The sequence below is a fragment of the Ancylobacter koreensis genome (genome assembly GCF_023016525.1).
Lineage (GTDB): Bacteria > Pseudomonadota > Alphaproteobacteria > Rhizobiales > Xanthobacteraceae > Ancylobacter > Ancylobacter koreensis.
Genome location: NZ_JALKCG010000001.1, coordinates 420,545 through 437,793, shown reverse-complemented (window position 1 = coordinate 437,793; position 17,249 = coordinate 420,545). Strand labels below are relative to the sequence as shown.

General features: G+C 68.2%; 14 protein-coding genes. 9 read left to right on the top strand and 5 right to left on the bottom strand.

The features are described from left to right. Nucleotides 1-2: 2 nt before the first annotated feature. Nucleotides 3-869, bottom strand: coding sequence for a pyruvate, water dikinase regulatory protein (locus MWN33_RS01935; protein WP_247198379.1), 867 nt, complete (start codon nt 867-869; stop codon nt 3-5). Nucleotides 870-1,171: 302 nt separating this feature from the next. Between MWN33_RS01935 and hemE the strand changes: the two genes are divergently transcribed. The 4 genes from hemE (at nt 1,172) to MWN33_RS01915 (ending at nt 4,567) form a co-directional block, all read left to right on the top strand. Then, nucleotides 1,172-2,227, top strand: coding sequence for a uroporphyrinogen decarboxylase (gene hemE, locus MWN33_RS01930; protein WP_281493557.1), 1,056 nt, complete (start codon nt 1,172-1,174; stop codon nt 2,225-2,227). Nucleotides 2,228-2,243: 16 nt separating this feature from the next. After that, entirely contained in the window at nt 2,244-2,669 is a 426-nt protein-coding gene (hemJ, locus tag MWN33_RS01925) for a protoporphyrinogen oxidase HemJ (RefSeq protein ID WP_247198378.1), read from the top strand. A 242-nt stretch (nt 2,670-2,911) separates the two neighbouring features. Beyond that, complete coding sequence (rho, locus tag MWN33_RS01920) at nt 2,912-4,177, top strand: transcription termination factor Rho (RefSeq protein ID WP_247198377.1); 1,266 nt, start codon at nt 2,912-2,914, stop codon at nt 4,175-4,177. Nucleotides 4,178-4,198: 21 nt separating this feature from the next. Further along, nucleotides 4,199-4,567, top strand: coding sequence for a hypothetical protein (locus MWN33_RS01915; protein WP_247198376.1), 369 nt, complete (start codon nt 4,199-4,201; stop codon nt 4,565-4,567). Between the two features lie 332 nt (nt 4,568-4,899). On the opposite strand, the gene MWN33_RS01910 is transcribed toward MWN33_RS01915, so the two are convergent. Next, on the bottom strand, nt 4,900-6,918 hold the full coding sequence (locus MWN33_RS01910) for a thioredoxin domain-containing protein (protein ID WP_247198375.1): 2,019 nt from the start codon (nt 6,916-6,918) through the stop codon (nt 4,900-4,902). Nucleotides 6,919-6,982: 64 nt separating this feature from the next. Here MWN33_RS01910 and mnmE point away from each other — a divergent pair, with 64 nt between their 5' ends. The 5 genes from mnmE to MWN33_RS01885 all read left to right on the top strand — a co-directional run bounded on the left by mnmE (nt 6,983) and on the right by MWN33_RS01885 (nt 12,960). Further along, a complete protein-coding gene (gene mnmE, locus MWN33_RS01905; RefSeq protein ID WP_247198374.1) occupies nt 6,983-8,362 on the top strand; it encodes a tRNA uridine-5-carboxymethylaminomethyl(34) synthesis GTPase MnmE in 1,380 nt (459 codons plus the stop codon). A gap of 252 nt (nt 8,363-8,614) precedes the next feature. Next, nucleotides 8,615-10,471, top strand: coding sequence for a tRNA uridine-5-carboxymethylaminomethyl(34) synthesis enzyme MnmG (gene mnmG, locus MWN33_RS01900; RefSeq protein ID WP_247198373.1), 1,857 nt, complete (start codon nt 8,615-8,617; stop codon nt 10,469-10,471). Nucleotides 10,472-10,494: 23 nt separating this feature from the next. Then, the gene (gene rsmG / locus MWN33_RS01895) at nt 10,495-11,190 is read left to right on the top strand and encodes a 16S rRNA (guanine(527)-N(7))-methyltransferase RsmG (protein WP_247198372.1); all 696 of its coding nucleotides are present in this window, start codon (nt 10,495-10,497) and stop codon (nt 11,188-11,190) included. Then, on the top strand, nt 11,187-12,038 hold the full coding sequence (locus tag MWN33_RS01890) for a ParA family protein (protein ID WP_281493556.1): 852 nt from the start codon (nt 11,187-11,189) through the stop codon (nt 12,036-12,038). The genes rsmG and MWN33_RS01890 overlap by 4 nt, the downstream gene beginning before the upstream one ends. 10 nt (nt 12,039-12,048) lie before the next feature. Then, nucleotides 12,049-12,960: a ParB/RepB/Spo0J family partition protein gene (locus tag MWN33_RS01885; protein ID WP_247198370.1), complete on the top strand. Its 912-nt coding sequence runs from the start codon at nt 12,049-12,051 to the stop codon at nt 12,958-12,960. A 12-nt stretch (nt 12,961-12,972) separates the two neighbouring features. Here MWN33_RS01885 and holA read toward each other — a convergent pair whose 3' ends face one another. The 3 genes from holA to leuS are packed head-to-tail and all read right to left on the bottom strand — an operon-like array spanning nt 12,973 to nt 17,169. Beyond that, nucleotides 12,973-13,998 (bottom strand): DNA polymerase III subunit delta, encoded by a 1,026-nt coding sequence (gene holA / locus MWN33_RS01880; RefSeq protein WP_247198369.1) that lies wholly within the window; start codon nt 13,996-13,998, stop codon nt 12,973-12,975. A gap of 8 nt (nt 13,999-14,006) precedes the next feature. Beyond that, nucleotides 14,007-14,573 (bottom strand): LPS assembly lipoprotein LptE, encoded by a 567-nt coding sequence (locus MWN33_RS01875; RefSeq protein WP_247198368.1) that lies wholly within the window; start codon nt 14,571-14,573, stop codon nt 14,007-14,009. Further along, nucleotides 14,560-17,169 carry a leucine--tRNA ligase gene (leuS, locus tag MWN33_RS01870; protein WP_247198367.1) on the bottom strand — a complete coding sequence of 870 codons (2,610 nt, stop codon included), beginning with the start codon at nt 17,167-17,169 and terminating at the stop codon, nt 14,560-14,562. The genes MWN33_RS01875 and leuS overlap by 14 nt, the downstream gene beginning before the upstream one ends. Nucleotides 17,170-17,249 lie beyond the last annotated feature (80 nt).

The window sequence follows — 17,249 nt, the reverse complement described above, 5'->3', positions numbered from 1 at the left end:
TTTCAACCATGCGCCTGCTCGGCCAGTTTGCGACGATGTTCCTGCAAAAGCCCGATGATGGCCGCCGCGGTCTCCTCGATGGAGCGGCGGGTGACGTCGATCATCGGCCAGCCATGGCGGGCGCAGAGCCGGCGGGAAAAGGCGATCTCCTCCGCCACCCGCTCGCGGTCCGTATAGGCGTCCGCCGGCTGGGCGGCGTTGAGGCCCAGCAGCCGGTTGCGGCGGATCTCCACCACACGGTCGGCGCTGGCGAGCAGACCGACGACCAGCGGGCGCTTGAGCTCGGAGAGGCCCGGCGGCACCGGCAGGCCGGGCACCAGCGGAATGTTCGCGGTCTTGATGCCGCGATTGGCGAGATAAATGCTGGTCGGGGTCTTGGAGGAGCGCGAGATGCCGAGCAGCACCACGTCTGCCGCCTCCAGCCCGTCCACATGCTGGCCGTCATCGTGCATGACGGTGAAGTTCATCGCGTCGATGCGGCGGAAATACTCGCCGTCGAGCTGGTGCTGGCCGCCGACGCGCGGCTCCGGCGCACCGCCGAGATAGGCCTGAAAGAGCTGCACCACCGGCGCCAGCACGGAGAGCACGGGGATGCTGTTGTCGCGGCAATAGGTCTTCAACCGGTTGCGCAGTTCGCGGTCGGTCAGCGTATAGAGCACGATGCCGGGATATTCCTCGATGGCCTGGATGACCTTGTCGAGCTGCTTGTGCGCGCGCACCAGCGGATAGATGTGCTCGATGGGCTTGAGATTGTACTGCGCCGCCGCCGCACGGCCGACGCTCATCAGCGTCTCGCCGGTGGAATCCGAGACGAGATGGAGGTGGTAGTAGCTCTCCGCCGGGCGGGAAGCGTCAGTCACGCCGGTCATCCACAGGCCTGTGCATAGGGGTGGAACAAGACACGCCATTCCGGCGTTCGCAAGAGGCGCCTGTTGAAACCGGGCGGCGTCCTCCACAGGGCTCGGCCTGTGATTCGAATCAAGGCGGCATTTCCGAACAGCGTGGATAAATGCCTCGGCCCCGCCCAAGCCACTGATGGGCAAGGGCTTGTGCCAAACGCGCAAACGTCGTCACGGCGGCTTGCCTGGGGGCAGGTTGTGATGGGCGAGGAACCCGTCTAATGCCCTTGCCTAAACAAAGACGACTCTCCTTCAAAAGAGATTAAAGAAGTATGAATGGGCCGGGGGATAAGGCAGCAAGCCTGCCGATCGTGCTGCAGGCGCTCGATGGGCATGTGCCGAAACGCACGCCGATCTGGATGATGCGCCAGGCCGGGCGTTATCTCCCGGAATACCGCGCCGTGCGCGAGAAGGCGGGAGACTTCCTGACCCTGTGCTACACGCCCGACTATACGGTGGAGGTGACGCTGCAGCCGATCCGCCGCTTCGGCTTCGACGCGGCGATCCTGTTCTCCGACATTCTTGTCGTGCCCCATGCGCTGGGCGTGCCGCTGACCTTCGAAGCGGGCGAAGGGCCGCGTCTGCGTCCGGTGACGAACGGCGATGAGCTTGCCGGGCTGCGCGAGGGTCTCGATGCCTCGAAGATCGACCGCGTGTTCGAGGCGGTGACGCGCATCCGTGCCGAGCTGCCGGAGGAGACGGCTCTTCTGGGCTTCTGCGGCGCGCCGTGGACCATCGCCACCTATATGATCGCCGGGCGTGGCACGCCGGATCAGGCGCCGGCCCGTCTCGCCTCGCTGCGCGATCCCGCCTTCTTCGGCGCGCTGATCGACCGCATCGTCGAGGCGTCCATAGGCTATCTCGTCGGCCAGTTCCGCGCCGGGGCGGATGCGGTGCAGATTTTCGACAGCTGGGCCGGCGTGCTCGACCCGGAAGCCTTCAGGCGCTGGAGCATCGCGCCCATCGCCCGCATCGTCGCCGGGGTGCGGGCGCAGGTGCCGGGCGCCCGCATCATCGCCTTCCCGAAGGGAGCGACGCTGTCCGGCCTCACCGAGCTGGTGGCGGCGACCGGGGTCAACGGCGTCGGGCTGGACTGGACGGCGGAACGGCGGGCGACGCGCTACGCGCTAGGGGCGAAATGTGCCTTGCAGGGCAATCTCGACCCGCTCACCCTGATCGCCGGTGGCGCGGCGCTCGATGCGGCGGTGGATTCCATCGTGGAGGATTTTCGCGGCGCATCGCATATCTTCAATCTCGGCCATGGCATCCGGCCGGAGACGCCGATTTCCCATGTCGAGCGGATGATTGCACGGGTGCGGGGCTCGTGAGCGGGGCGGAATTTCGATGCTCTATGACTGGATCAAGGCGCTGCACGTCATCGCCGTCATCTCGTGGATGGCGGGCATGCTCTATCTGCCGCGCCTGATGGTCTATCACTGCGACGCACCGCCCGGCACGCGCCAGTCCGAGACCTTCAAGGTGATGGAACGGCGCCTTTTGAAGGCGATCATCAACCCGGCGATGGCTGTGACCTGGCTGGCGGGCCTGTGGCTCGCCTGGCAGGGCAGCTGGTATGCCGCGCCCTGGTTCCACGTGAAACTGGCGCTCGTGCTGCTGCTGAGCGGCTTCCATGGCGCGCTGTCGGCCTGGGTGAAGGACTTCGCGGCCGACCGCAACGTCCGGCCGGCGCGTTTCTACCGGATCGCCAACGAGGTGCCGACGCTGCTGATGATCGGCATCGTCGTCATGGTCATCGTTAAGCCGTTTTGAGGGTGTTTAAGCTGTCTTAGGCAGGCTTGCGCCGAATCGTGGCTTTGCCTATGGTGCGCCTACTCCACGAAGCTGGCTGACGCTCCGCTTTGGCAGGCATCTCCCCGGTGCCGCCCGGTGTGCCGGACGAACGACCGATCCTTTCGGCCGGGTCCGCAGACCAGCGCTTCCCACCTTATCCAGTCCCGGCAGGTTCATTGGCTTGGCCGGGTCACTCCAATTCCTATTCGAGGCCCTTTCCCATGGGGGAAATGAAGCTCCAGGACCTCAAGTCCAAGAATCCCGCCGAACTTCTCGTGTTCGCGGAGGAACTTGAGGTCGAGAACGCCAGCACGCTGCGCAAGCAGGAGCTGATGTTCGCCATTCTCAAGCAGCTCGCCGCCAAGGACACCGACATCATCGGCGAGGGCGTGGTCGAGATCCTCTCCGACGGTTTCGGCTTCCTGCGCTCGCCGGATGCCAACTACCTGCCCGGTCCCGACGACATCTATGTGTCGCCCAGCCAGATCCGCCGCTTCGGCCTGCGGACGGGCGACACGGTGGAAGGCCAGATCCGCAGCCCGAAGGATGGCGAACGCTACTTCGCGCTGCTCAAGGTCAACACGATCAATTTCGAGGACCCGGACAAGATCCGGCACAAGATCAACTTCGACAACCTGACGCCGCTCTATCCCGATGAGCGGCTGAAGCTCGAAATCGAAGACCCGACGCGCAAGGATTTTTCCGCCCGCGTCATCGACATCGTGGCGCCGATCGGCAAGGGCCAGCGCGGCCTCATCGTCGCGCCGCCGCGCACCGGCAAGACGGTGCTGCTGCAGAACATCGCGCAGTCCATCACCACCAACCATCCCGAGTGCTATCTCATCGTGCTGCTCATCGACGAGCGGCCGGAGGAAGTCACCGACATGCAGCGCTCGGTGAAGGGTGAGGTGGTGTCCTCCACCTTCGACGAGCCGGCCCAGCGCCACGTGCAGGTCGCCGAGATGGTCATCGAGAAGGCCAAGCGCCTCGTCGAGCACAAGCGCGACGTCGTCATCCTGCTTGATTCGATCACCCGCCTCGGCCGCGCCTACAACACGGTGGTGCCGTCTTCCGGCAAGGTGCTGACCGGCGGTGTCGACGCCAACGCCCTCCAGCGGCCGAAGCGCTTCTTCGGCGCGGCACGCAACATCGAGGAAGGCGGCTCTCTCACCATCATCGCGACCGCGCTCATCGAGACCGGCTCGCGCATGGACGAGGTGATCTTCGAGGAGTTCAAGGGCACCGGCAATTCCGAGGTCATCCTCGACCGCAAGGTCTCGGACAAGCGCGTCTTCCCGGCGATCGACATCACCCGTTCGGGCACCCGCAAGGAAGAGCTGCTTGTGCCGGCCGACGTTTTGAAGAAGATGTACGTCCTGCGCCGCATCCTGAACCCGATGGGCACCGTCGACGCCATCGAGTTCCTCGTCGACAAGCTGCGCCAGACCAAGACCAATGGCGACTTCTTCGATTCGATGAACACCTGAACCGGGCCGCGGGAGGCGGGCATGAAGGCAGGACGTCACTTCCCGGTCTTCCTCTCCGCCGCCGCGACCGCGCTGCTGCTCGCCATGCCCGCTCATGCCGGCATGGCCGAGCGCGAGCCGCCTTCCGCCGTGCTGTGGCTCTTCGTCATCGGCATCGCGGCGCTGAGCTGGGTGATGGCCTGCCGGCGCTGGTGGCTGCCCATGGCGGTCTGGCTGCCGGCCGCGCTTTTCATCGCCAGCCTCGTCGCCGACTTCGCCGATCCGGTCATTGGGCCGGCGGTGCGCGAGGAGCTGGGCCTGACCTACATTTTCCAGGCGGACCTTGCCGGCGCGCTGATGCTCGTCGTGCCGCTGATGTTTGCGAACATACAGTTCAGCCGTAAGGATTGAGCGGCGAGGCCAGGAAAGGCTCGGACGAGGCGGGGCCGTGCCTTCGCCGTTGTTATTTGCGGAATTGCCGGAAAAATATTCCCCACGGCGGATTTCATATGCGAAATCGCCGGAAATAGCGTCATTTCGTGCACGAAACGATGGCCTCCAGAATTGACTCAGGGCGGCAATCTCGACTCTCTCTCGATACATTGGTCATAAAAAGCCGTGCGGCCGCCAGCGGGCATTTCTGGGCTCCGGATGGGCTTGGGCCTTTTTGCTCCCCTATTTATCCACAGGACGGCGCACAGGGTTGTCCACCGACCGTCGAACAGGGAAATCCCACCGCTCCGCTAGCTGGGCCCGACCGAGGAACGCATCGTCTCGGCCAGTTGCGTCGATTCCGTCACAGGAAGCGAACACACCGCGCCGGCGCAGACGAAGGCGGCGGCGCCCTTGACCGCCAGCGCCTTGGCACGGGCGGGATGATCGGCGGGCAAAGTCTCGGGATCGGTGACGCGCTGGACCGTCACGTCGACCCGCGGCAGGCGGCGGGCGGCGTCGAACAGCGCGTCTGCCACCTCGCCCGCGCCGACGATGACGATCTCCGGCGCGCGCAGCCGGCTGTCGAGCGCGTTGAGCAGGCCGGCATGGCTGTAGAGGCTCGGCGCCGCGCGCGGCAGCAACCCATCGAACAGCCGGTCGGCCCGCGCGCGCCACGCCTCGTCGCCGGTCAGCGTGGCGAGGCGCACGAGATTGCGGGCGATCAGCGCGTTCGGGTTGGTCACGGCGTCGTCGGCCGTAGCCTCCGGGCGCAGGATCAGCCCTTCGGCGTCATCCGCCGTGAGATAGTAGCCGCCATCGTCTGCGGTGTGATGGGCCTCCAGCTTCTCCTGCCAGGCGCGCGCGCGTTCGAGATAGGGCGCCTCGCCCGTCGCCTGATGCAGCGCCAGCGCGGCGCCGATCATCGCGGCGTAGTCGGAGGCAAGGCCCGGAAACACCAGCCGCCCGTCGCGCCAGCTATGGCCGAGCCGCCCGTCGCGGGTCATCGATTCGGCGATGAAATGGAAGGCGCGCGCCGCCAGCTCGACCCATTCCGGCCGGCCGAAGCGGGGCGCGGTGTTGGCGAGGGCGGCGATCATCAGCCCGTTCCAGTCGGCCAGCACCTTGTCGTCGCGGCCGGGCGGCACCCGAGCGGCGCGAATGGCAAGTAGCTTGTCGCGCAGCAGGGCGAGGCGCATCTCGTCGGCGCCGGAGCGCTCGACTTCTTTGAGTCGATTCGGGATCGAAACGCCTTCCCAATTGCCGAAGGGGGCGATGTCGTAGTGCCGGGCGAAGAACTCGGCATCCTCGGCGCCCAGCGCGTCGAGCACCTGCTTCAGCGTCCAGACATAGTAGCGGCCCTCATGCCCTTCCGAATCCGCGTCGAGGCTGGCGGCGAAGGCGCCACTTGTCGTGAGCATCTCGCGCTCCAGCCAGCCGACCGTTTCCTCGGCGCGGGCGCGGAACAGGTCGGCGAGCGTCTCGGAATAGGCGAGGCCGAGCAGCTCCAGGATCTGTGCATTGTCGTAGAGCATCTTCTCGAAATGCGGCACCAGCCAGCGGTCGTCGACGGAATAGCGGGAATAGCCGCCGCCGATATGGTCGTAGATGCCGCCCTCGCTCATGCCGTCGAGCGCGTGCAGGGCGGCGTCGCGCAGGCGCTGGCGGCCGGTGCGCTCCCAGCCGCGCCACAGCAGTTCGAGGAAGGGCGTGTTGGGGAATTTCGGCGAGCCCTGCAGCCCGCCATGCTCGGTGTCCATGATGCCGAGGATGCGGCCCGCGACGTCGTCGAGCTCGTTGATGCCGATGGTCACCTGGCCTTCCGGGCGGGCCTTGCGGCGCAGCCGGTCGAGCAGGGCGACGCGGTTCTGCGCGATGCGCGGATCGCCCGAAGCGTAGGCGTTCGCCATCGTCCTCAGCACATCGGCGAAGGCCGGCTGGCCGTAGCGCGCCTCGTTCGGGAAATAGGTGCCGCCCCAGAAGGGCGCGCCCTCGGCATCGAGGAACATGGTCATCGGCCAGCCGCCCTGCACGCCGAGCTGCTGGAGCGCCGCCATGTAGATCTGGTCGACCTCGGGCCGCTCCTCGCGATCCACCTTGATGTTCACGAACAGCTCGTTCATCACGGCGGCCGTCGCCTCGTCCTCGAAGCTCTCATGCGCCATCACGTGGCACCAGTGGCAGGCGGCATAGCCGATGGAGAGCAGCACCGGCCGGCCGCTGCGCCGGGCCTCCTCGAAAGCCTCGGGACCCCATTGCCACCAGTGGACGGGGTTGTCCTTGTGCTGGAGAAGATAGGGGCTGGCAGCGTCGGCGAGGCGGTTGGTCAAGGCGTCTCTCCGGTGAGGGATCGGGTCGGGCGAAGCGGCTCGACAGGCAGATAGGGCGTAGCTCGTGAGTTCGCAGCAGGAAAGCACAAACTCCCGCGTCGCCGACGCCACCATAGCGGCGGTCTCTTCCGGATCGGGTGGGGCGGTGGCGGTGATCCGCATCTCCGGCCCGGCGGCGGGGGAGGCGGTTCGTGCGCTGACCGGGCGGCTGCCGGAACCGCGCCGCGCCAGCCTTGCCCGCCTCGCCGATCCCCGGACGGGCGAGCGGCTGGATGAGGGCCTGGCGCTCTGGTTTCCCGGACCTCGCAGTGCCACCGGCGAGGACATGGCGGAACTGCAGATCCATGGCGGGCGTGCCACGGTTGCCGCCGTGCTGGCGGCGCTGTTCGCGGTGCCGGGGGTTCGTCCCGCCGAGCGGGGCGAATTCACCCGGCGCGCTTTCCTTAACGGGCGGATGGACCTGACGGAGGCCGAGGGTCTTGCCGATCTCATCGCCGCCGAGACGGAGGGGCAGCGCCGCCTCGCCTTCGCGCATGCCTTTGGTCATCTCGGCCGGCAGGTGGAGGGGTGGCGCGCCCGGCTCATCCGCGCCATGGCGCTGGTGGAGGCCGGGATCGACTTCGCGGATGAGGACGACGTGCCGGCGGAAGCCCGCGCGCTGGCGCGGCCGAACGTCGAGGCGCTGCTCGGCGCGCTCGAGGCGGCTCTGGCTGACCGGCGCGGCGCGATGGTGCGCGAGGGCGCGGCCATTGCCATCGCCGGGCGTCCCAATGCCGGCAAGTCCTCGCTCATCAATGCGCTCGCGGCGCGCGACGTCGCCATCGTCTCGGACGAACCGGGCACCACGCGCGACGTGCTGGAAGTGGCGCTCGATCTCGGAGGCCAGAAGGTGACGCTGATCGACACAGCCGGCCTGCGCGAGGCCGAGGGCAAGGTCGAGGCCGAAGGCATCCGCCGCGCCCGCGTCCGGATCGCGCAAGCGGACCTCGTTTTGTGGGTGCACGACGTGTCGACCGGCGCGCCGCCTCAAGCGCGACCGGATATCGACGCGGGGGAGGGCGCCGGGCTCTGGCTGCTGGCGAACAAGATCGACGCGGCCTCACCTGGCGTCGCGCCGGAGGCCGAATGGGCGACGCGTCGTTTCGCGGTCTCGGCCCGCGACGGCTTGGGGCTCGAAGGGCTCACCGAAGCGCTCGCCGTCTTCGTGGCGGAGCGTGCGCGGGGTGCCGAGCATCCCGCGCTCATCCGCGAGCGGCACCGGACCAGCGCGCAGGAGGCGGCCGGCCATCTGCGCGCGGCGCTTGCCGAATGGGCGACGCTCGACGACGAGCTCATCGCCGAGGAGCTGCGTCTCGCCGGCCGGGCCCTCGGACGGATGACCGGCAGCATCGGCGTCGAGGATCTGCTCGACGTGGTGTTCCGCGAATTCTGCATCGGCAAATAGACCGTCGCGCCGATCGTGCCGGCCCGTCCGTCGAGGGAGGATTCACGTGAAACATCGGACCGGCGGGCTCCGATTCGTAAACGAAATGTTTCACGTGAATCAGGCTCGGCGGGTCTGCCGATGGGATGACCTCTTCGTGCCCGAGGCGGCGACGCTTGACGGGGCGGCGATAGGATGGCTTCAACAGGGCGCCGCCCGTGCATCGTAAAGCGCCGGCGCCCCCCGCTCCCTCATTTCCGGTCCGCCCTCCGCATGAGCACACCTGATCTTTCCTTCGATGTCGCCGTCATCGGCGGCGGCCATGCCGGCACCGAAGCCGCCGCCGCCGCCGCGCGGCTGGGTGCACGCACCGTGCTCGTCACCCACGCGCGCGCGACCATCGGGGCGATGTCGTGCAACCCGGCGATTGGCGGGCTCGGCAAGGGCCATCTCGTGCGCGAGATCGACGCGCTGGACGGGCTGATGGGCCGCGTCGCGGACCGGGGAGGCATCCAGTTCCGCGTGCTGAACCGGCGCAAGGGCCCGGCCGTGCGCGGCCCGCGCGCCCAGGCAGACCGGCGCCTCTACGCGCAGGCGATGCAGCAGGAGATCGATTCGCAGCCGAACCTGTCGGTGCTGGAGGGCGAGGCCGACCGGCTGATTCTCGACGGCGGCCGCGTCACCGGGCTTGTGCTGGCGGACGGGCGGGTCGTGTTCGTGGGTGCCGTGGTCATTACCACTGGCACCTTCCTCAATGGGCTGATCCATATTGGCGACCGCCAGATGCCGGCGGGGCGGATGGGGGAGGCTCCGGCGCGGGGCCTGTCCGGCTCGCTCGCCACGTTGGGCCTCTCGCTGGGGCGCCTCAAGACCGGCACGCCACCGCGCCTCGATGGGCGCACGATCGACTGGGCCGGGCTGGAGATGCAGGAAGGCGATTCGCCGACGGAACCATTCTCGACCTTGACCGAGGCGATCACCAACCCGCAGGTGAAGTGCGGCATCACCCGCACGACCGACGCGACGCACGAGGTGATCCGCGCCAACATCGCACGCTCGGCCATGTACTCCGGCAACATCCGCAGCGTCGGCCCGCGCTACTGCCCGTCTATCGAGGACAAGATCGTCCGTTTCGGCGAGCGCGAGGGGCACCAGATTTTCCTGGAACCGGAGGGGCTCGACGACCCCACCGTCTATCCCAACGGCATTTCCACCTCGCTGCCGGAAGAGGTGCAGCTCGCGCTGCTCGCCACCATCCCCGGGCTGGAGCGGGTGCGCATGCTGCGGCCAGGCTACGCCATCGAGTACGACCACGTCGATCCCCGAGAGCTGGAGCCGACGCTGGAGCTGCGCAAGGCGAGGGGGCTTTTCCTCGCCGGCCAGATCAACGGCACTACCGGTTACGAGGAGGCGGCGGCGCAGGGGCTGGTCGCCGGGCTGAACGCGGCACGCCGGGCGGCCGGGCAGGAGGGCGCAACCTTCGATCGGGCGCAGGCTTATATCGGCGTAATGATCGACGATCTTGTCACGCGCGGGGTCAGCGAGCCCTACCGCATGTTCACCTCGCGCGCCGAATACCGCCTGTCGCTGCGCGCCGACAATGCCGACCAGCGCCTCACCGGGAAGGGCGAGGCGCTCGGCCTCGTCGGGGCGGAGCGGGCGCGGCGCTTCGGCGAGAAGCGGGCGTCGCTGGAGCGGCTGCGCGGCTGGGCGCGCTCGGTATCGCTGACGCCGGACGAGGGCGACCGGCACGGGCTGAAGCTCAATCGTGACGGCCAGCGCCGCACCGCCTTCGATCTGTTGTCCTACCCGCATGTCGGCTGGGCCGATATCTCCCGTATCTGGCCGGAGGTGGCGGGCGAAGAGGCGCGGCTCGGCGAGCAGGTGGAGATCGACGCCAAATATGCGGTCTATCTGCATCGGCAGGAGGCCGACATCGCTTCCTTCCGCCGGGATGAGGCGGCCGAGTTGCCGGAGGTCGATTACCGCGACCTCGCCGGTATCTCGAACGAGATCAAGGCGAAGCTGGAATCGATTCGGCCCCGTACCGTTGGCCAGGCGAGCCGCATTGACGGCATGACGCCGGCCGCGCTGGCGCTTCTGGCCGCCCATGCCCGCCGCGCGCGTTGACCCGCGCCGCGCTAGGATGCGACATGACCGACGCCGATTCGTCTGCCGAAGACCGCGCCCAAGCGCTGAAGCTCGCCCCTGTTTCACGTGAAACGGCGGAGCGGCTCGACGCCATCGTCGCCCTGCTGCGCAAATGGCAGCGCACCATCAATCTGGTGGCCCCCGCCACGCTGCCGGTGCTGTGGACGCGCCATGTCGCCGACTCGCTCCAGCTCGTGCCGCTCGCGGGGGAGGCGACGCGCTGGGTCGATCTCGGCTCGGGCGGCGGCTTTCCCGGTCTCGTCGTGGCGGCGGCGCTCGCCGAGCGGCCGGGCGCCGACATCACGCTGGTGGAGAGCGACAGCCGCAAGGCGGCCTTTCTGCGGGAGGCGGCGCGCATCGCGGAGTTGCCGGTGACGGTGCTGCCGGCACGGATCGAGCAGGTCGGGCCGCGGATCGCAGCAGGTGTCGAGATCGTCTCCGCCCGCGCCCTTGCACCTCTCCCCAGACTGCTGGAACTGGCCGCCCCTTTCCTTGCGCAGGGAGCAATGGGCCTGTTCCTCAAGGGACAAGATGTTGATAACGAATTGACCGAAGCCTCTAAATCTTGGAAGATTCAAACCGAGATCAAGGGCAGCTGGACCGACAGAAACGGCCATGTCCTGATCGTTCGGGCGGCTGAGCCGCTGAGACCGACATCATCGGGCGCGACGCCCAACCCAGCAGGGTCGACACCATGACGGATGAGGCTTCGCTCGTACCGAACGCGCCGCGGCCCGTGCCCCGCGTTCTCGCGCTCGCCAACCAGAAGGGCGGCGTCGGCAAGACCACGACGGCGATCAATCTCGGCACCGCGCTGGCCGCCATCGGCGAGACCGTGCTGATCGTCGACCTCGATCCGCAGGGCAACGCCTCGACCGGGCTCGGCATCGACCGGCGCAGCCGGCGCGTCTCGACTTATGACGTGCTGACCGGCGATGTCAGCCTTCGTCAGGCTATCCTCGAGACGGCGGTGCCCCGGCTGCATATCGCGCCGTCCACCATGGACCTATCCGGCCTTGAGCTGGAACTCGCCGGCGAGCGCGATCGCGCCTATCGGCTGCGCGACGCCATCCGGGCACTCAACGCACCGAGTTCGGATCGGAACCGGAATGAAATCGATTACACCTACGTTCTGATCGACTGTCCGCCTTCGCTGAACCTGATCACGGTCAACGCAATGGCGGCGTCGAACGCCATCCTCGTGCCGCTGCAATGCGAGTTCTTCGCGCTGGAGGGTCTGTCGCAGCTTCTCAAGACCGTCGAGCAGGTGCGCAGCACGCTGAATCCGCAGCTCTCCATCCATGGCATCGTGCTGACCATGTTCGACGCCCGCAACAACCTCTCCACCCAGGTGGTGGAGGATGTGCGCCAGTTCATGGGCGAGAAGGTCTACGAGACCATCATCCCGCGCAATGTGCGCGTCTCCGAGGCGCCGTCCTACGGCAAGCCGGTGCTGCTTTACGATCTCAAATGCGTGGGCTCGCAGGCCTATCTTCGTCTCGCATCCGAAATAATCCAGCGCGAGCGCGCGCTGCGGGCGGCATAAGGGAGCCGTGATGGCGATGGCGGAAGATGGCGGACGTTCGCGGCTCGGGCGCGGTCTGGCGGCGCTGATCGGTGACATGGGCGAGGATAGCTCGGCGGCCAACGATCGCGGCCGCTCGAATTTCGGCGCCCGCAAGGTGCCGTTGGCCTTCCTGCGCGCCAATCCGCGCAACCCGCGCCGCAGCTTCGGCGAGCAGGATCTCGAGGATCTCGCCGCGTCCATCCACGAGCGCGGCATCATCCAGCCCATCGTCGTGCGCCAGGTGGCGGGCGAGCGCGACGCCTATGAGATCGTCGCCGGCGAGCGCCGCTGGCGCGCCGCCCAGCGCGCCGGCATCCACGAGGTGCCGATCGTCGTCGTCGAGGTCAACGACCGCGAGGCGCTCGAGATCGCCATCATCGAGAATGTCCAGCGCGCCGACCTCAATCCGCTGGAAGAGGCGGCCGGCTATCAGGCTCTGGCCGACCAGTTCGGCTATTCGCAGAACGACCTCGCCCGCGTCATCGGCAAGAGCCGCAGCCATGTCGCCAACACGCTGCGCCTGCTGCGCCTGCCGGAAACGGTGAAGACCTATCTCGCCGACGGCCGCCTCTCGGCCGGCCACGCCCGCGCGCTGCTGACCCAGGACGATCCCGAGACGCTGGCGCGCGCCATCGTCGAGCAGGGCATGAATGTGCGCGCCATCGAGGCGCTGGCGCAGGAGCTGAACGTCGCCAAGGCGGAAGCCGCCGGCAAGCCGGCGCGCAAGGCGAAGGTGCCGGCCGCCCTCGACGCCGACACGGCGGCGCTGCAGCGCAAGCTCTCCGACGCGCTCGGCCTCCAGGTCGTGCTGAAGCACGAGGGCGAGGCGGGCGAACTGCGCATCCGTTATTCCTCGCTCGACCAGCTCGACGAGGTGTGTCGGAAGCTCGCGGGTTCCTGAAGCTTTCGGGTTTCAGCCGCGCCGCGCCTGCCCGGCGACCTGCAGCAGTGCCCGCTCGGCGATGGCCGGCCCCAGCGTCGCGTTGCGACGTGCGGCGAGCAGAGCGTCGTCGAGCGCCAGCAGGGCGGTTTCCAGCCGGGCCGCCGTCCAACCCCGAAGTGCTTTTTCAATCAAAGGCTTGCGCCGGAAATGGATCGCCGGGCGGGTGCCTTCTATCGCCCGCTCGACACTTCCACCGGCCTCGATGCCGAGCCGCATGACGTGCAGCGTCTGCGCCGCCCGGCACACCGAGCCGAGGATAATGTCGGCGCGCATGCCTTCCCCGGTGGCTTTCGCGAAGGCGCCGGCCGTCTCCTCCGGCTGGCCGGCGAAGGCGCCATCGGCGATCTCGTCCAAAGCGAGGCTGGAGGCGTCGCCGACGATGGCGCGTACGTGCTCCAGCGTCACGCGCGGCTCGCCGGCGGCATAGAGCAGCAGCTTGCCGATCTCGCCGCGCGAGGCCATGCGGTCGCTGCCGAGCAGCCCCATCAGCTCGGCCCGCGCGTCGCGGTCGATGGCGATGCCGGCCTCCGCCGTCATGGTGTCGATCAGCCGGGTCAGGTCGCGGTCGGTGTCGGCGTAGCAGGCGATGGCGAGCGCATGGGGCGAATTCTCGCACAGGGCGCGCAGACCCTGTCCGCGCTTGAGGTCGCCGGCCTCGATCACCACCACGGCGCCGGAGGGCGGGGCGGCGAGCAGCGCCTCCACCGCCGGGGCGACATTGCGCGAGCCGACCCGGAGCGAGACGACGCGCCGGCCGCCGAACAGCGCCAGGGTGGCGGCTTCGTCGACGAGGCGGCCGGGGTCGCCGGCGATCTCGTCGCCGTCGAGCCGCACGATGCCGAACGGGTCGTCGGATCCTTGCGCGGCGCGCGCGAGATAGGCGCGGGCGCGCTCGCGCGCCAGTCCGCTGTCCGGGCCGAACAGCAGCAGCAACGGACGCAGCGGGTCGATGCGGGAGAGCGTCGCCTCGACGTCGCCGGGCCGGACCGCGACCATGGCGCGGATCAGCTCTTCGGCGCGCGGGTCAGGAAATAGGAGGCGAGCTGGGTGCGGATCTGCTCGGCGACCACGCCGGAGGAGCGGTTCTCCGCATCGCGAATGGCGCGGGCGCGGGCGAAGCGCTGATAGCCGCTGTCGAGCGAGGCCTTGCCGACCGCCTTGCCGCTCGCCACCGGCGTCTTGAGATTGCCGACGTCGTAGAGCCGCCAGCCGACATCGACGGTGACGAGCTCGACTTCCGGCAGGCCGGTGAGCGGGCTCACCACCGCAGCTTCGCTGGTGGTGCTGGAGACGTTGAGCAGCAGCCGGTAGGGTGCGCCGACCGGATTGCCGGAGCCGCCGGTAAGGGCGAAGATCAGGTCGTTGCGGACCTCGTTGCCGACGCGTCCCTCGGCAAAGGCGATCTCCATGTCCTTGAACTGCTGATCCAGCACCGGGCCCGCGCCCGGCGTGGTCTCCGCATACATGGGCTGGAAGCAGCCGGCGGTGGAGATGGCGAGCATCCCCGCGCAGGCGAGGCCGAGAAGGCGGCGGCGGGAGTGCATCGGGTTCATCCGGTCAGGCGACGACATTCACAATCCTCTGCGGCACCACGATGATACGCTTTGGAGCGCGTCCGTCGAGTGCCTGCGCCACAAGTTCGAGTTCGAGCACGGCCTTCTCGACTTCGGCGGGGCTGGCTTCCTTCGGGACCACGATTTCGCCGCGCCGCTTGCCGTTGATCTGAATCGGCAGCGTAACGGTGTCGTCGGCGAGCAGATCCGGCTCGACGGAGGGCCAACGTGCCTCGGCGACAAGGCCCTCGCCGCCCAGCACGGTCCAGCATTCCTCCGCCAGATGCGGCACCATGGGCGCCACGACCCCGACGAGGAAAATCGCGGCCTCGCGCAGCGCGAAGGCGATATCGGGTGTCACCTCGCCCTTTCGGGCGGCGACCAGCGCGTCGCCGAACACATTGGCGAAGGCGTGCACGCGGGCGACGGCGACATTGAAGCGCAGGCGCTCGACATCCTCCTCCACCTGTGCGGCGAGGCGGTGCGCGGCGCGGCGCAGAGCCGTCGATTCGGGTCCGAAATCAGCGGGGCGCGCCACCGTTTCCGGCGCCAGCGCGACCGTCTCGCCGACGAGGCGCCAGATGCGCTGCACGAAGCGCCAGGCGCCCTCGATGCCGGCGCTGGTCCACTCGCTGTCGCGCTCGGGCGGGGTGTCAGCGAGCATGAACCAGCGCGCGCAGTCGACGCCGTAGGTGTCGGCGACGATCTCCGGCGGCACCACGTTCTTCTTGGACTTCGACATCTTCTCGGGCGCGCCGATGGTCACCGGTTCGCCGGTTCCGACCTTGACCGGGCGGCCCTCGCCGTCGCGCTCGACCTCCTCGGGGAACAGCCAGCGGCCTTCCGTGTCCTTGTAGGTCTCGTGGACGATCATGCCCTGCGTGAACAGGCCGGCGAAGGGCTCGGCGACCGAGACGCGGCCGAGCTTCTTCAGCGTGCGGACGAAGAAGCGCGAATAGAGCAGGTGCAGGATCGCGTGCTCGATGCCGCCGATATACTGGTCGACAGCCAGCCACTGGTCGGCGGCGGTCTTCTGCAGCGGCGCGGTGCCGGGCTCGGAGGCGAAGCGGGCGAAGTACCAGGAGGAATCCACGAAGGTGTCCATGGTATCCGTCTCGCGCCGGGCGGGCGCCCCGCATTTCGGGCAGTCGACATGCTTCCAGGTGGGATGGCGGTCGAGCGGGTTGCCGGGCTGGTCGAAGGTCACGTCCTCCGGCAGCCGCACGGGGAGTTGGTCCTCCGGCACCGGCACCGGGCCGCAGCCGTCGCAATGGATGACTGGAATCGGGCAGCCCCAGTAGCGCTGGCGGGAGATGCCCCAGTCGCGCAGGCGGTAATTCACCGCCCGCTCGCCGACCGGCGCATTGCCGAGGATCTGGTTCTCCAGCGTCAGCGCCACCTTCTCCTTGGCGGCAGGTACCGTGAGCCCGTCGAGGAAGCGCGAGTTGAACAGCACGCCGTCGCCGTCATAGGGCGCGTCGGCAACCGAGAAGGCGGCCGGATCGACATCGGGCGGCAGCACCACCGGGGTGATCGGAAGGCCGTATTTGCTGGCGAAGTCATGGTCGCGCTGGTCGTGCGCCGGGCAGCCGAAGATGGCGCCGGTGCCGTATTCCATCAGCACGAAATTGGCGACGTAGACCGGCAGGTCCGCCCCGCCGAGCGGGTGGCGCACCTTGAGCCCGGTGTCGAAGCCCATCTTCTCCTGCGTCTCGATCTCGGCGGTGGAGGTGCCGCCGCGCCGGCATTCCTCGACGAAGGCGGCGAGCGCCGGGTTAGAAGCCGCGAGCGCCTCGGTCAGCGGGTGTCCGGCCGACAGGGCGAGGAAGGAGGCGCCGAACAGCGTGTCCGGCCGGGTGGTGTAGACCTTGATCTCGCTCGGCAGCGTCGCGGGCGCATCGGCCAGCGTGAAGCGCACATGCAGCCCTTCGGAGCGGCCGATCCAGTTGCGCTGCATGAGGCGCACCTTGTCGGGCCAGCGCTCCAGCGTGTCGAGCCCGGCGAGCAGCTCTTCGGAGGCGTCGGAGATGCGGAAGAACCATTGCGCCAGCTTGCGCCGTTCGACCAGCGCGCCGGAGCGCCAGCCGCGCCCGTCGATCACCTGCTCATTGGCGAGCACCGTGTTGTCGACCGGGTCCCAGTTCACCTCGCTCTCGCGGCGGTAGACGAAGCCACCCTTGAGGAAGTCGAGGAAGATGCGCTGCTGCTCGCCGTAATAATCGGGGTCGCAGGTGGCGATCTCGCGCGACCAGTCCAGCGACAGGCCGAGCAGCTTGAGCTGCTCGCGCATGGTGGCGATGTTCTCGTAGGTCCACTTGCCGGGATGCGTCCTGCGCTCGATGGCGGCGTTCTCGGCGGGCAGGCCGAAGGCGTCCCAGCCCATCGGGTGCAGGACGTTGAAGCCCTTCATCCGCTTGAAGCGCGCCACTACGTCGCCCATCACGTAATTGCGGCCATGACCGATGTGGATGCGCCCGGACGGGTAGGGAAACATCTCGAGCACATAGTATTTGGGACGCGTGTCGTCGTTGCGCGTGCGGTAGATGCCGCGCTCGTCCCAGATCTTCTGCCAGCGGGGCTCGGCCTCGCGGGCGTTGTAGCGCTCGGTACTCATGGACAGGCTTCTTGGATAGGCGGACGTCGAAAGCGAGGCCGCGAAAGGATTGATGGCGCGGGACTAGGCACCAAGTCGCG

Bases quoted from the DNA above. Each gene is read 5' to 3' on its own strand.
- MWN33_RS01935 (WP_247198379.1), bottom strand. From the start codon at position 869: ATGACCGGCGTGACTGACGCTTCCCGCCCGGCGGAGAGCTACTACCAC.
- hemE (WP_281493557.1), top strand. From the start codon at position 1,172: ATGAATGGGCCGGGGGATAAGGCAGCAAGCCTGCCGATCGTGCTGCAG.
- hemJ (WP_247198378.1), top strand. From the start codon at position 2,244: ATGCTCTATGACTGGATCAAGGCGCTGCACGTCATCGCCGTCATCTCG.
- rho (WP_247198377.1), top strand. From the start codon at position 2,912: ATGGGGGAAATGAAGCTCCAGGACCTCAAGTCCAAGAATCCCGCCGAA.
- MWN33_RS01915 (WP_247198376.1), top strand. From the start codon at position 4,199: ATGAAGGCAGGACGTCACTTCCCGGTCTTCCTCTCCGCCGCCGCGACC.
- mnmG (WP_247198373.1), top strand. From the start codon at position 8,615: ATGAGCACACCTGATCTTTCCTTCGATGTCGCCGTCATCGGCGGCGGC.
- rsmG (WP_247198372.1), top strand. From the start codon at position 10,495: ATGACCGACGCCGATTCGTCTGCCGAAGACCGCGCCCAAGCGCTGAAG.
- MWN33_RS01890 (WP_281493556.1), top strand. From the start codon at position 11,187: ATGACGGATGAGGCTTCGCTCGTACCGAACGCGCCGCGGCCCGTGCCC.
- MWN33_RS01885 (WP_247198370.1), top strand. From the start codon at position 12,049: ATGGCGATGGCGGAAGATGGCGGACGTTCGCGGCTCGGGCGCGGTCTG.
- holA (WP_247198369.1), bottom strand. From the start codon at position 13,998: ATGGTCGCGGTCCGGCCCGGCGACGTCGAGGCGACGCTCTCCCGCATC.
- MWN33_RS01875 (WP_247198368.1), bottom strand. From the start codon at position 14,573: ATGTCGTCGCCTGACCGGATGAACCCGATGCACTCCCGCCGCCGCCTT.
- leuS (WP_247198367.1), bottom strand. From the start codon at position 17,169: ATGAGTACCGAGCGCTACAACGCCCGCGAGGCCGAGCCCCGCTGGCAG.